This is a genomic window from Blastococcus carthaginiensis, assembly GCF_030731085.1.
GTDB lineage: Bacteria > Actinomycetota > Actinomycetes > Mycobacteriales > Geodermatophilaceae > Blastococcus > Blastococcus carthaginiensis.
Genome location: NZ_JASNFN010000029.1, coordinates 41,850 through 53,834, shown reverse-complemented (window position 1 = coordinate 53,834; position 11,985 = coordinate 41,850). Strand labels below are relative to the sequence as shown.

Sequence of the window (11,985 nt, the reverse complement as noted above, 5' to 3'; positions counted from 1 at the left end):
ACGGTCCCAAGGCGGCGAGCAACCTGACGACGGCTCCCACTCATGTGCTGCAACCGGGCCCGGCCTCGGCGGGCCGGCCCACTTCCCTCATCCGGGGCATCCGTGGCCAGGCCAGTGGTGGCAATCAGTCGGACGAGGCTCGACACGATCCCTCAAGATCGTCTCTCCCTCAGAGCCGCTTTCCTCGCCACCCACCGGACCAGCCGGGATGCTCATGCAACCCTGGAACCCCGAAGCTGATCAAGCACCGGAGCTCTTTACATGAGCCGGCGCCCCGCGGATCACCTCGCCGATGCGCCGGTGAGCTCGCGGTCGGGCGCGGCCGGCTCGGTGGGTCCCTGCGCCAGCACCCCGGGCCACCAGACCCTGTCGCCGATCAGGTGGACCGCCGACGGCACGAGCAGCGTCCGGACGACGAAGGTGTCGAGCAGGACGCCGAAGCCGACGAGGAAACCGAGCTGGACGAGGATCACCAGCGGCAGGACGGTGAGCGCGCCGAAGGTGGCCGCCAGCACGAGCCCCGCGCTGGTGATCACCCCGCCGGTGACCGCCAGCGACCGCAGCACGCCGTCCCGCGCCCCGTGCCGGACCGACTCCTCCCGGGCCCGGGTCATGAGGAAGATGTTGTAGTCGATCCCCAGCGCGACGAGGAACACGAACCCGATGAGCAGCACCTGCGGGTCGCTGCCCGGGAACCGGAACAGGTGGTCGAACACCAGGGCGCTGACGCCGACGGTCGCCGCCGTGCTCAGCGCGACCGTGACGACGAGCAGCAGCGGGGCCACGATCGCGCGCAGCAGCAGGGCCAGCACGACCGTGATCACCAGCAGCACCAGCGGCACGATCACCGCCAGGTCGCGGGCGGCGGTCTCCTGGGTGTCCAGGTCCTGGGCGGTCGAGCCGCCGACGAGGGCGTCGGGGTCGACGTCGCTCACGACCGTCCGCAGTTCGGCGACGGTGTCCTGCGCGGCCTCGCTGTCGGGGGCGTCGGCCAGCGTGGCGTCGATCCGGACCAGTCCGTCCACCTCGACCGGCTCGGCGCTCCCGGTCCCGGGCGGCCCGCCCTGCTCACCGGTGAACGGCGACACCCCGGCGACGCCGTCGACCTGCGCGGCGGCGTCGGCGACGTCCTGCCAGCCGTCGGCCGGCGTGATGATGACCGCGGGGCTGGCGGAGCCGGCCTCGTAGTGCCGGGCCAGCGCCTCCTGCCCGGCGCCGGACTCCGAGCCGCCGCGCACCGCCTCGGACAGCGGGATGCCGTCGGCGTCGAAGGTCGGGAGGAAGAGCGCCATGACGACGAGGAGGGCGCCGCTGCCGACGAGGTACCGGCCGGGACTGCGTCCGACCGAGGACGACACCCGCTCCCAGCCGCGGCCGTGGGCGTGCTCCTCGCCGTACTCGGGGCGGAAGGGCCAGAACGCCGCGCGGCCGAACAGCACCAGCACGGCCGGGAGGAAGGTGAGCGCGGCCAGCATGGCGAAGGCGATGCAGACGGCGGAGATCGGGCCGAGCGCCCGGTTGGAGCCCAGGTCGGAGAAGAGCAGGCAGAGGACGCCGAGGATGACCGTCCCGCCGGAGGCGAGGATCGGCTCCCACGACTGCCGGAGCGCCACCCGCATCGCGGCGACGGGGGACCGCTCGCGGCGCAGTTCCTCGCGGTAGCGGGCGACCAGCAGCAGGCCGTAGTCGGTGGCCGCACCCACGACCAGGATCGAGGCGATGCCCTGGCTCTGGCCGTTCACCGTGATCCAGCCCTGGTCGGCCAGGACGTAGGCCACCGCGAGCGAGACGACCAGCGCCAGGCCGGCGGTGCCGATGACCAGCAGCGGCAGCAGGGGGCTGCGGTAGACGACCAGCAGGATGAGCAGGACGACGCCGAACGCCGCGAGCAGCAGCAGCCCGTCGATGCCGGCGAAGCCCTCGGCGAAGTCGGAGAAGATCGCGCCGGGGCCGGTGACGTACGCGGTCGTGCCGTCGATGCCGGGGATGGCCCGCACCTCGCCGATGACCTCGGGCAGCGTCTCGCCGAGGTCCGGGTCGAAGGGCAGCACCGCCTGCACCGCCTCGCCGTCCTCCGAGGGGATCGGCGGTGACGGCTGCCCCGCCAGGGCGCCGGCCTCCTCGGCGACGGCGGCTGCCTGGTCGACCCGCTGCTGCGCCTCGGCCAGCGCGGCCCGGTCCAGGGCGCCGTCCTCGCTCTCCCAGAGCAGCACCACCGGCAGCGTGCGTTCGGTGCGGAACTGCTGCTGCAGCTCGGTGACCCGGGTGGATTCCGCGCTGTCGGGCAGGAAGGCGGCGGAGTCGTTCTCGGAGACCTCGGCCAGCTTGCCGCTGAACGAGCCGAGCGGGCCGGCCAGCCCCAGCCACAGCAGGGCGACGACGGCGGGGAGGATCCAGCGGAGGGCGGAGCTGCGGCGCGGCATCATGTTCCTTGACGGTCGATCATCTCGATGATCGAGAGATTAGTGCGGACGGGTGCCGCGCGCGAACGGAGGTGCGGTGGCCGAGGTCGATCCCGGGCGGCAGGAGCTGGCACTGCTCCTCCGCCGGCTGACCGTGGAGCTGGATGCGGTCGGGCAGCGGTTCGCCGGGTTGCACGGGCTGGGGCGCACCGACGTCCGGGCGCTGGTCGCGGTCATGGACGCCGCCCGCCGCGGGGAGGCGCTGACCGCCGGGCGGCTGGGCGCGGCGGTGGAGCTCAGCTCGGCCTCGGTGACCGCGCTGGTCGACCGCATGGAGCGCGCCGGGCACCTGCGCCGGGTGCGGGACAGCGAGGACCGCCGCCGGGTGACGCTGCAGATGTCCCCCGAGTCGATGGCCGCGGGGGCGGAGTTCTTCGGCGGGCTGCAGCGCGACCTGCTCGCCGCCATGGAGGGGTTCTCGGACGACGAGCTCGCCGTCGTCCGCCGGTTCCTGAGCGGGATGACCGAGGTGATCGAGACCCACGCCCGGGCGGAGGGCGGGCCCCGCTGACCGGTCCCTGAAGCGACCGACGATGGGCGCTGGTGCGCAGTTCGCCGCCCGGGAATGGCGCCTCGGCGCACACTGTCGGTGCTGCCGCCGCCGGGTCTACAGGTAGAGGCCGGTGGACTCCTCGATGCGCTCGGCGGCGACGGCGTGCACGTCCCGCTCGCGCAGGATGACCAGGTCCTCGCCGTGCACCTCGACCTCGTGCTGGTCCTCGGGGGAGAAGAGCACCTGGTCGCCGACCTTCACCTGCCGCACGCTGGGCCCGACGCCCTTGGCCTCGCCCCAGACCAGCCGCTTCGCCACCTGGGCGGTCGCGGGGATCAGGATGCCGCCGGTCGAGCGCCGTTCGCCGTCCTCCCGGCGCAGCGACACCAGGACGCGGTCGTGCAGCATCTTGATCGGCAGCCGGCCGGCGCTGTTCTCGGGCACGTCCGCCAACGCTACTTGCCCCCTGCGCAGAGGCCCGCCGCGAGCGGTGGAGGGCGCGGGGGTCTTCAGCCCCAGCCGAGCTCGTGGAGGCGGTCCTCCTCGATGCCGAAGTGGTGCGCGATCTCGTGGACGACGGTGATCGTGACCTCGTCGACCACGTCGTCCTCGGTCTCGCAGATGTCGCAGATCGCCTCGCGGTAGATCATGATGCGGTCCGGCAGCGCCCCGCCGTAGTCCCACCCGCGCTCGGTCAGCGCGTAGCCCTCGTAGAGCCCGAGCAGCTCGGGCTCGTCGGGGTTCCGGTCCTCGACCAGGACGACGACGTTGTCCAGCAGCGCCATCAGCTCGGCCGGCACCTGGTCCAGCGCGTCGGCGACCAGCTCCTCGAACTGCCGGAGCGGGAGCGCGTTCACCAGGAGGTCGGCAGCGGCCGGCCCTCCTCGTAGCCCGCCGAGCTCTGCACCCCCAGCACCGCCCGCTCGTGCAGCTCGTCGACGGTGCGTGCGCCCGCGTAGGTGCAGGACGAGCGCACGCCGGCCACGATCTGGTCGATCAGGTCCTCGACGCCGGGGCGCTGCGGGTCCAGGTACATGCGGGACGAGGAGATGCCCTCCTCGAACAGCCCGGCCCGCGCCCGCTCGAACCCGGTCTGGGTCGCCGTCCGGGCCTTGACCGCGCGGGCCGAGGCCATGCCGAAGGACTCCTTGTACAGCCGGCCGCCGTCGTCGTGGATGTCGCCGGCGCTCTCGAAGGTGCCGGCGAACCAGGAGCCGACCATCACGTTCGCCGCGCCGGCGGCCAGCGCGAGCGCGATGTCGCGGGGGTGCCGCACGCCGCCGTCGGCCCAGACGTGCTTGCCGAGCGAGCGGGCCTCGGCGGCGCACTCCTCGACGGCGGAGAACTGCGGCCGGCCGACGCCGGTCATCATGCGGGTGGTGCACATGGCGCCGGGGCCCACGCCGACCTTGACGACGTCGGCACCGGCCTCGATCAGGTCGCGGGTGCCCTGCGCCGTCACCACGTTGCCGGCCACCACCGGGGCGGCCCCGGCCACCGAGCGCACCGCGCGCAGCGCCTCGATCGCCTTCTCCTGGTGCCCGTGCGCGGTGTCGACCACGAGCACGTCCACGCCCGCGGCCAGCAGGGCGCCGGCCTTGCCCGCGACGTCGCCGTTGATGCCCACGGCAGCCGAGGTGAGCAGGTGGCCCTGGGCGTTCACCGCCGGCGTGTACAGCGAGGAGCGCAGGGCGCCCTTGCGGGTGATCACGCCGACCAGGCGGTCGCCCTCGACCACGGGTGCGGCGCTCACCCGCTCGCCGGAGAGCACGTCGAAGATCTTGGTGAGGTCGGTGCCGGCCGGGATGGTCAGCGGCTCGCAGGTCATCACCTCGGCGAGCTGGGTGAACCGGTCGACGCCCTGGCACTGCCCGTCGGTGACGACGCCGACCGGGGAGCCGTCCTCGACCACCACGACGATGCCGTGCGCGCGCTTGGTCAGCAGCGACAGCGCCTCGCCCACCGTCGAGGTGGGGGACAGGGTGATCGGGGTGTCGTAGACCGGGTGGCGGGTCTTGACCCAGGAGACGACCTCGGCGACGACGTCGACCGGGATGTCCTGCGGCAGGACGGCGAGGCCGCCGCGGCGGGCCACGGTCTCGGCCATGCGGCGACCCGAGATCGCCGTCATGTTGGCGACGACGATCGGGATGGTGGTGCCCACGCCGTCGGGCGTGCGCAGGTCGACCTCCAGCCGCGACCCGACGGTCGAGTGCGCCGGCACCATGAAGACGTCGGAGTAGGTCAGGTCGTGCGAGGGCCGCTGCAGGAAGCGCATGGCGACCATTGTCCCCGATCCGCCGGACCTCCAGAGGTGGTGCGGGGAAAGTGGCGCTCTGCCCCGCCCGGGTGGGCAGAGGCGTACTGCCCGGAGAGGGATGTCCGGGCCGGTCGGGTCACCGGAGCAGCCGGAAGGGCGCGGCCGGATCGGGCAGCACGTGTCCGGCGCGGCGCCGGCCGAGCGGGCGGAGGCGCTCGCCGCCCTGCGCGACGAGAGCCGGCTGGTGCAGGCCGCCGTCACGACCCTGCTGGACGCCCCGTGACCGCCGGCCTGCGGCGGGCTCCCCGCTGCCCGGCACGTCGTCCGGGCCCGGATGACACCATGGCGACGTGATCGACCTGCGCCTGGTGCGCGAGCACCCCGACGTCGTCCGTGCCAGCCAGCGCGCCCGCGGCGCCGACGAGTCCCTGGTCGACGCGCTGCTGGCCGCCGACGCCGCCCGCCGCGACGCGGTGAAGCGGGGCGACGACCTGCGCGCCGAGCAGAAGAGCGCCTCGCAGGCGGTGAAGAAGGCCACCCCCGAGGAGCGCCCCGCCGTCCTGGAGCGGGCCAAGGCCCTGGCCGCGGCGGTCAAGGAGGCCGAGGAGGCGCAGCGCGCCGCCGACGCCGCGCTGCGCGAGGTGCACCTGCGCATCCCGAACGTCGTCGCCGACGAGGTCCCGCCCGGCGGCGAGGACGACGCGGTCACGCTGCGCACCGTGGGCGAGGTGCCCACCTACGACTTCGAGCCGCGCGACCACATCGAGATCGGCGAGAAGCTCGGCGCGATCGACATGGAGCGCGGCGCCAAGGTCTCGGGGTCCCGCTTCTACTTCCTCACCGGCCCCGGGGCCCTGCTGGAGTTCGCGCTCGCCCAGCTGGCGATCAGCCGCGCCGTCGCCGCCGGTTTCACCCCGGTGGTCGCCCCCGCACTGGTCAAGCCCAGCGCCATGGAGGGCACCGGCTTCCTCGGCGAGCACGACGAGGAGGTGTACCGGATCGAGCGCGACGACCTGTACCTCGTCGGCACCTCCGAGGTGGCGCTGGCCGGCATGCACGCGAACGAGGTGCTCGACCTCGCGGCCGGGCCGAAGCGCTACGCCGGCTGGTCCTCCTGCTTCCGCCGCGAGGCCGGCTCCTACGGCAAGGACACCCGCGGCATCGTCCGCGTGCACTGGTTCGACAAGGTCGAGATGTTCAGCTTCTGCCGGCCCGAGGACGCCGCAGCCGAGCACCTGCGGCTGCTGGCGTGGGAGGAGGAGTTCCTCCAGGCCCTCGAGCTGCCCTACCGGGTCGTCGACATCGCCGCCGGCGACCTCGGCACCAGCGCGACGCGCAAGTACGACATCGAGGCCTGGTTCCCCACCCAGGGCACCTACCGCGAGCTGACGTCGACGTCTGACTGCACGACCTTCCAGGCCCGGCGCCTCACCATCCGGTACCGGGACGAGGACGGGAAGAACCAGACGGCGGCCACGCTGAACGGCACGCTGTGCGCCATCGCCCGCACCATCGCCTGCCTGCTCGAGGTGCACCAGCGGGCCGACGGGTCGGTGCACGTGCCGGTCGCGCTGCGTCCCTGGCTGGGCGGCGTGAAGTTGCTGACCCCGGGCATGACGCTGGTGCCCCCGGTGCCGGCCGCATGACCGCACGCACGCCGCGGGCGGTCCGCGCCCACGGCGTCCTGGAGGGGGCCGACACCGTCGTCGAGCTGGGTGACCTGGGCCCCTGGCGGCCCAAGCTGGTCGCCAGCGACCTCGACGGCACGCTGCTGGGCCCCGACGGCGAGGTGAGCCCCCGCACGCGGGCGGCGCTGGAGGCGTGCTGGGCGGCGGGCATCCCCGTCATCGGCGTCACCGGCCGCGGGCCCCGGCTGCTCGACAGCGTCCGCGCGGCCCTCGACGGGCGCGGCATCGCCGTCCTCTCGCAGGGCGGGTTCGTCGTCGACCTCGAGCGGGACGAGGTGCTGCGCACCGTCGCGCTCCCGCGCGAGCAGGCCGAGCGGGTGGTCGAGCAGATCGAGACGGTGGCCGGGGACCTGGTCCTCGCCGTCGAGGACGCCGCCGAGCAGGGCGAGGTGCACGCCCGCCTGCGCGTCCAGCACGGCTTCGACTGGCCCTACCCCGAACCGGCGCACCTGCTGCCGCGGGGGCAGGTGCTGCCCGAGGGCGCCGTCCTCAAGGTGTTCCTCCGCTCGGCCGCGCTGGGGCAGGACGAGCTCCTGGCCCGGGCCCGGTCCGTCGTCGACCCGTCCGACGCCGAGCTCACCCACGCCGGCCTGGGTTTCATCGAGGTGCTGCCCCCGGGCATCACCAAGGCCAGCGGCCTGGCGATGGCGCTGGAGCGCTACGGCGTCGGCTTCGGCGACGTGCTGGTCTTCGGCGACATGCCCAACGACCTGCCGATGCTCTCGGCGGTCAAGGACGCCGGTGGCCGGGCCGTCGCGGTGGCCAACGCCCACCCGGCGGTGAAGACGCTGGCCCCCGAGCTGACCAGCGGGCACGAGGTCGACGGGGTCGCCCGCTACCTGGAGGCGGTGCTCGCCGATGTCTGACTGGAAGCCGCGGCTGATCGCCAGCGACATGGACGGCACCCTGCTGCGCTGGGACGACACGGTGAGCGAGGCGACGGTCGCCGAGCTCGGTCGCTGGCGGGCCGACGGGGTGCCCGTCGTCCTGGCCACCGGCCGGCCGCCCCGCTGGATGGTCCGGATCCGCGAGGTCCTGGGCACCGGCACCGCGGTGTGCTGCAACGGTGCGGTGCTGCTGGACCTGGAGCGCTTCGAGATCGTGCACGAGGATCCGCTGGACCCCGAGGTCCTCGAGTCGGTCACCACCGAGCTCCGACGGCAACAGCCCGACACCTGGTTCGCGGTCGAGTACGGCCTGGAGTTCCGTCACGAGCCGATCTACGAGCCGCGGTGGGACGTCGACGCGCCCGGGGTGGCCGAGGCGACGCTCGCGGAGATGGTCGCGCAGCCGGTCGCGAAGCTGCTGGCCCGGCACGAGTCGATGACCCGGGACGCCTTCGTGGACCTGGTCGGCGACGTCGTCGGGGACCGGGCCACGGTCACCACCTCCTCGACCGATGCGCTGGCCGAGATCTCCGCGCCTGGGGTGACCAAGGCGACGGGCCTGGCGCGGGTCGCCGCCGGGCACGGGGTCGGACCGGAGGACGTCATCGTGTTCGGCGACATGCCCAACGACATCGCCGCGTTCCGGTGGGTGCGGGACGGCGGGGGGCGGGCGGTCGCGATGGCCCACGCCCACCCGGACCTGCTCGACGTCGCGACCGACGTCACCGGTACCAATGATGACGATGGAGTCTTCGCCTTCTTGCGCAGCCTTCACTAATCATCGTCTATATCTAAAGCAACACGCTCCAGAGCGCCTGAGGCTCTTTGCCGGGATTAAATTGGAACACCCTCGCACTCAACCCCTCTTCCGACGGCTGGTAGAAAGCGAACGAATTGTCACGCATCTCGTTGGGCAATCGATTTACTTTGACACTCGTCGATCCAGCGCCTAAGACGGCGATGGGCGCGCGCTTTGTTGCTGGTGACGCTACGGGGCCGCACTCTGCGACTCGACCTACGTGGCCCAGGAATGGCAGATGCTGATGGCCGTGCAGAATCGCGTCGAGCCCGTGGGCCTGAGAGAGCGATACGAGCTCCCCGGCGTCAAGCGTTAGGCTGACAGGCCGGTCCTCTTCGGGTGATTCAAATAGCGGCGCTGGAAGAACGTGGTGGTGGAGGACCAGTCCGGACCAGACCTTCGATCCCGTAGGAAGGGAGTGCATCAGTTGAGAAATTGTGCGCAGTACAGGCTCGCTGCGATCCGCACCAACATACCCATAATCCATGGTCTTTCTATTTCTGGGGCGAGAAGAGTTCACGGATCCGATCAAGTATGTGTAACCGTCCCCGCCTCTTATGTAGTGGACCCGTTCAAGGTCGGTCTGCCGGCCGTAGAATAGGTGCACGAAGTCCCGAAACGGCTGTTCGTTACTGAAGTCGCGCGTCAACTTGGGATCTTCAACCAAGATGTCGTGATTGCCCGGCGCGATCACAACCGCATCTCGTGGAACATCCAGGTCATCAGCTAGGCGTTCGAGGAACGTTCGTGCGTTCGTGAGGCCCTCTGCCTCTCCCCTTGTCGTGAGGTCTCCCGACACCACGACGGCGGCTGGCGCCTGGGGGATGGCTCCCTTGATCAGACTAGATAGGCTCTTGGTGGACCGAATGCCATGCGCGTGCGCGGAGAATCCGTGATCCGAGCCAAAATGCAAGTCCGAGATGTGCAGGATCCCTGTACCACCGGAGTGGCACGGCCGTCCAAAGACCTGAGTTGCGTTAGCCGCGTCCGTTACTGGGAATAGGGTGTCATCCCCTGTGGGGACAGGCCCGAACTGAGCGGTCCATTGGGCCTCCGACATGGAGGAGATCGCGGTGAACTTCAACCATGCTGGAAAAAGTCGGTCGTGGTAGTAGGCCGGTGTGGTGGCGACGTCCGGTGTGGCGACAGGTTCGCCTTGATGGTGAACGACCGCACTACAGTTTGCAGTGAAAAACCGATTGGTTGGCCGATCGAGCAGTCCGACTGAGGCGGCTCCAGTGCTGGATACCGCGGCTAACAAGCGACCGAGGTCAATGGCGGGCCAATCCTCATGCAACTTCTTCCACCACGCCCACCAAACTTCGCCGTGCTGAGCCAATACCTGCTCGTGCTCGGCGATCGTGTCAGCTTCGTAGTCGCTGAACCTCACGACAATCACGGCTGCAGCTCCAACTTGGTCCCGAGTTCTTGCAGGTCTTCAAGCATTGAGCCGTCTAGACTCAGAGGGTTGCCATCCGTCGCCGATAGCCGGGCAAGCAAGTCCGTCAGCCTCGGCCAGTCATCCACCGAGGCGGCTGTGCTTGCCGAAGTCCAGATGTCCGCCTTCTTCACTTGTGGATTTCGGCGACTAACGGAGTTTAGTCGGTAGTTCGCTGCCCCTGGGGTAGGCGATATCAATGATCGTGAGCGGCTATGGCGGGCGGGTTGTGACTGATTGCGAACCGATATCACATGCTCCCCGACCCTGTGATCGGTCCAAGATCCCGGGAAGGGCGCAAGGGTGTTGTCGTCAGGACGCGGCCTCTCGTTTCGCAGGCGTATCATATCTGCGACGCGCCACGGGGCGCTTATCTGTAGGCCGCCGGTAGCAAGTGCGATCTTCTCATAGCGTGGTACCTCGTAATCCAAAGCGTCCGGTACCACTTCAACCGTTCCGATGCGCTCGGCAGTCGAGAGGATCCTTATGCGATCCTCCGACGCCCCTGGGCGCGTCAGGTAGCCAGGTAGGGGGAAGCAGATGAGGCCTCCGGTTCGTACGGCCCTAGAGGCTGCCTCAAGCCACGTATCCAAGGCAGGGAAGTACCACGGAGGGTCCAAGATGGCCGAATCGAAGACTCTTGTGTACGACCAGTCCTCGACCGCTGAGTGAAAGACCTCGGCACTACTCAGGTTAAATCGGTCTGAGAGAAACCGACTATTGTCCACGACGGTCGCCATCCGCCCTGCTTCTACCAATCGCTCGGCGACGGATGGAGTGCCCAGGCACAAGACGTCATCTGCAACCATCTCGACCAGTGCGGTATTGGTGTCCCTTGTGAAGTACCACTCGCCACTGGCCGGAGATGGAAGTGGGAACCGCGCTCTGGTGGGGACCACCGGTGCGGACGCTTGTGCGGGGATTGTTGCGTCGAGTTCGTTCGCGAAGTGCCCGACGTACTGTGGGTATGCTCCGCCGCTCAAGCGCGCCAACTCGACGACGTCCGACACTGGCTTATCCCGTAGTACGCGGTGTACGCGGTGCTTGATTCTTTCTAGATAGGCCGGGTCCTCCCATGCGAGGAAGCTCGAATCAATACCCCCCGCAGCGCTCTTTCGCGCCTGCATGCGTGCCCCAGCCCGAACTTGACTCACTGAATCCCTTTCCGAGCCCACGCCCAGCAGTCAGATCCTCGCAATCTCGTCGCGACGAGGCCCTGAGCTGAAAGTCACTGCCGAGAGCATAGCGGGATGGGGTGGTCGGCATGCCAAGCCGAGCGACTGGGCATCACCCCCGAGGGGATCGTGACCGACGGCGGAGCGCACTAGCTTGGGGGACTGTTGCTCGAGCTACGCAAGTCGGTCACGGCCGAGCTCCGGCGGCGCCAGCCCGACACCTGGTTCGCGGGCGAGTACGGCCTGGAGTTCCGTCACGAGCCGATCTACGAGCCGCGGTGGGACATCAATGCGCCCGGGGTGGCTGAGGCGACGCTGGAAGAGATGGTCGCGAAGCTGCTGGCCCGGCACGAGTCGATGACCCGCGACACCTTCGTCGGCCTGGCCGGCGACGTCGTCGGGGACCGCGCCACGGTCACCACCTCCTCGACCGATGCGCTGGCCGAGATCTCCGCGCCTGGGGTGACCAAGGCAACGGGCCTGGCGCGGGTCGCCGCCGAGCACGGGGTCGGACCGGAGGACGTCGTCGTGTTCGGCGACATGCCCAACGACATCGCCGCGTTCCGGTGGGTGCGGGACGGCGGGGGGCGGGCGGTCGCGATGGCCCACGCCCACCCGGACCTGCTCGACGTCGCGACCAACGTCACCGGTACCAACGAGGAGGACGGCGTCGCCGCCTTCCTGGCCGCGCTGTAGGCCGCTGGACCGGCTCCACCCGGCCCCCGCTGTAGAGCGGCCGGGACCAGGTGACCTGATCATCGAGCGTCCTTCCGCACGGTGCGC

11 protein-coding genes are annotated in these 11,985 nt (G+C 70.4%); 6 read left to right on the top strand and 5 right to left on the bottom strand.

The annotated features are described in order from the left end of the window. Positions 1–281: 281 nt before the first annotated feature. The gene (locus QOZ88_RS18910) at positions 282–2,423 is read right to left on the bottom strand and encodes an MMPL family transporter (RefSeq protein WP_306001260.1); all 2,142 of its coding nucleotides are present in this window, start codon (positions 2,421–2,423) and stop codon (positions 282–284) included. Positions 2,424–2,499: 76 nt separating this feature from the next. On the opposite strand from QOZ88_RS18910, the gene QOZ88_RS18905 reads away from it, so the two are divergent. Beyond that, positions 2,500–2,973 carry a MarR family winged helix-turn-helix transcriptional regulator gene (locus tag QOZ88_RS18905; RefSeq protein ID WP_306001259.1) on the top strand — a complete coding sequence of 158 codons (474 nt, stop codon included), beginning with the start codon at positions 2,500–2,502 and terminating at the stop codon, positions 2,971–2,973. Positions 2,974–3,069: 96 nt separating this feature from the next. Here QOZ88_RS18905 and QOZ88_RS18900 read toward each other — a convergent pair whose 3' ends face one another. From QOZ88_RS18900 to QOZ88_RS18890, 3 genes are all read right to left on the bottom strand, one after another. After that, positions 3,070–3,399 carry a GroES family chaperonin gene (locus tag QOZ88_RS18900; protein WP_244524112.1) on the bottom strand — a complete coding sequence of 110 codons (330 nt, stop codon included), beginning with the start codon at positions 3,397–3,399 and terminating at the stop codon, positions 3,070–3,072. 65 nt (positions 3,400–3,464) lie between these two features. Next, positions 3,465–3,812: a metallopeptidase family protein gene (locus QOZ88_RS18895; protein ID WP_306001258.1), complete on the bottom strand. Its 348-nt coding sequence runs from the start codon at positions 3,810–3,812 to the stop codon at positions 3,465–3,467. Beyond that, positions 3,809–5,233: a GuaB1 family IMP dehydrogenase-related protein gene (locus tag QOZ88_RS18890; protein WP_306001257.1), complete on the bottom strand. Its 1,425-nt coding sequence runs from the start codon at positions 5,231–5,233 to the stop codon at positions 3,809–3,811. The genes QOZ88_RS18895 and QOZ88_RS18890 overlap by 4 nt, the downstream gene beginning before the upstream one ends. Positions 5,234–5,333: 100 nt before the next feature. Between QOZ88_RS18890 and QOZ88_RS18885 the strand changes: the two genes are divergently transcribed. The 4 genes from QOZ88_RS18885 (at position 5,334) to QOZ88_RS18870 (ending at position 8,568) form a co-directional block, all read left to right on the top strand. Further along, positions 5,334–5,498: a hypothetical protein gene (locus tag QOZ88_RS18885; protein ID WP_306001256.1), complete on the top strand. Its 165-nt coding sequence runs from the start codon at positions 5,334–5,336 to the stop codon at positions 5,496–5,498. A 67-nt stretch (positions 5,499–5,565) separates the two neighbouring features. After that, positions 5,566–6,861 (top strand): serine--tRNA ligase, encoded by a 1,296-nt coding sequence (serS, locus tag QOZ88_RS18880; protein WP_306001255.1) that lies wholly within the window; start codon positions 5,566–5,568, stop codon positions 6,859–6,861. Next, positions 6,858–7,769: an HAD family hydrolase gene (locus QOZ88_RS18875; RefSeq protein ID WP_306001254.1), complete on the top strand. Its 912-nt coding sequence runs from the start codon at positions 6,858–6,860 to the stop codon at positions 7,767–7,769. Before serS ends, QOZ88_RS18875 begins: the two co-directional genes overlap by 4 nt. Continuing rightward, a complete protein-coding gene (locus QOZ88_RS18870) occupies positions 7,762–8,568 on the top strand; it encodes an HAD family hydrolase (protein ID WP_306001253.1) in 807 nt (268 codons plus the stop codon). The genes QOZ88_RS18875 and QOZ88_RS18870 overlap by 8 nt, the downstream gene beginning before the upstream one ends. A gap of 13 nt (positions 8,569–8,581) precedes the next feature. On the opposite strand, the gene QOZ88_RS18865 is transcribed toward QOZ88_RS18870, so the two are convergent. Then, positions 8,582–9,979: a metallophosphoesterase gene (locus QOZ88_RS18865; RefSeq protein ID WP_306001252.1), complete on the bottom strand. Its 1,398-nt coding sequence runs from the start codon at positions 9,977–9,979 to the stop codon at positions 8,582–8,584. Positions 9,980–11,367: 1,388 nt separating this feature from the next. On the opposite strand from QOZ88_RS18865, the gene QOZ88_RS18860 reads away from it, so the two are divergent. Next, complete coding sequence (locus tag QOZ88_RS18860) at positions 11,368–11,898, top strand: HAD family hydrolase (protein WP_306001251.1); 531 nt, start codon at positions 11,368–11,370, stop codon at positions 11,896–11,898. The last annotated feature ends 87 nt before the right edge of the window (positions 11,899–11,985 follow it).

Bases quoted from the DNA above. Each gene is read 5' to 3' on its own strand.
- QOZ88_RS18910 (WP_306001260.1), bottom strand. From the start codon at position 2,423: ATGCCGCGCCGCAGCTCCGCCCTCCGCTGGATCCTCCCCGCCGTCGTC.
- QOZ88_RS18890 (WP_306001257.1), bottom strand. From the start codon at position 5,233: ATGCGCTTCCTGCAGCGGCCCTCGCACGACCTGACCTACTCCGACGTC.
- QOZ88_RS18885 (WP_306001256.1), top strand. From the start codon at position 5,334: ATGTCCGGGCCGGTCGGGTCACCGGAGCAGCCGGAAGGGCGCGGCCGG.
- QOZ88_RS18875 (WP_306001254.1), top strand. From the start codon at position 6,858: ATGACCGCACGCACGCCGCGGGCGGTCCGCGCCCACGGCGTCCTGGAG.
- QOZ88_RS18870 (WP_306001253.1), top strand. From the start codon at position 7,762: ATGTCTGACTGGAAGCCGCGGCTGATCGCCAGCGACATGGACGGCACC.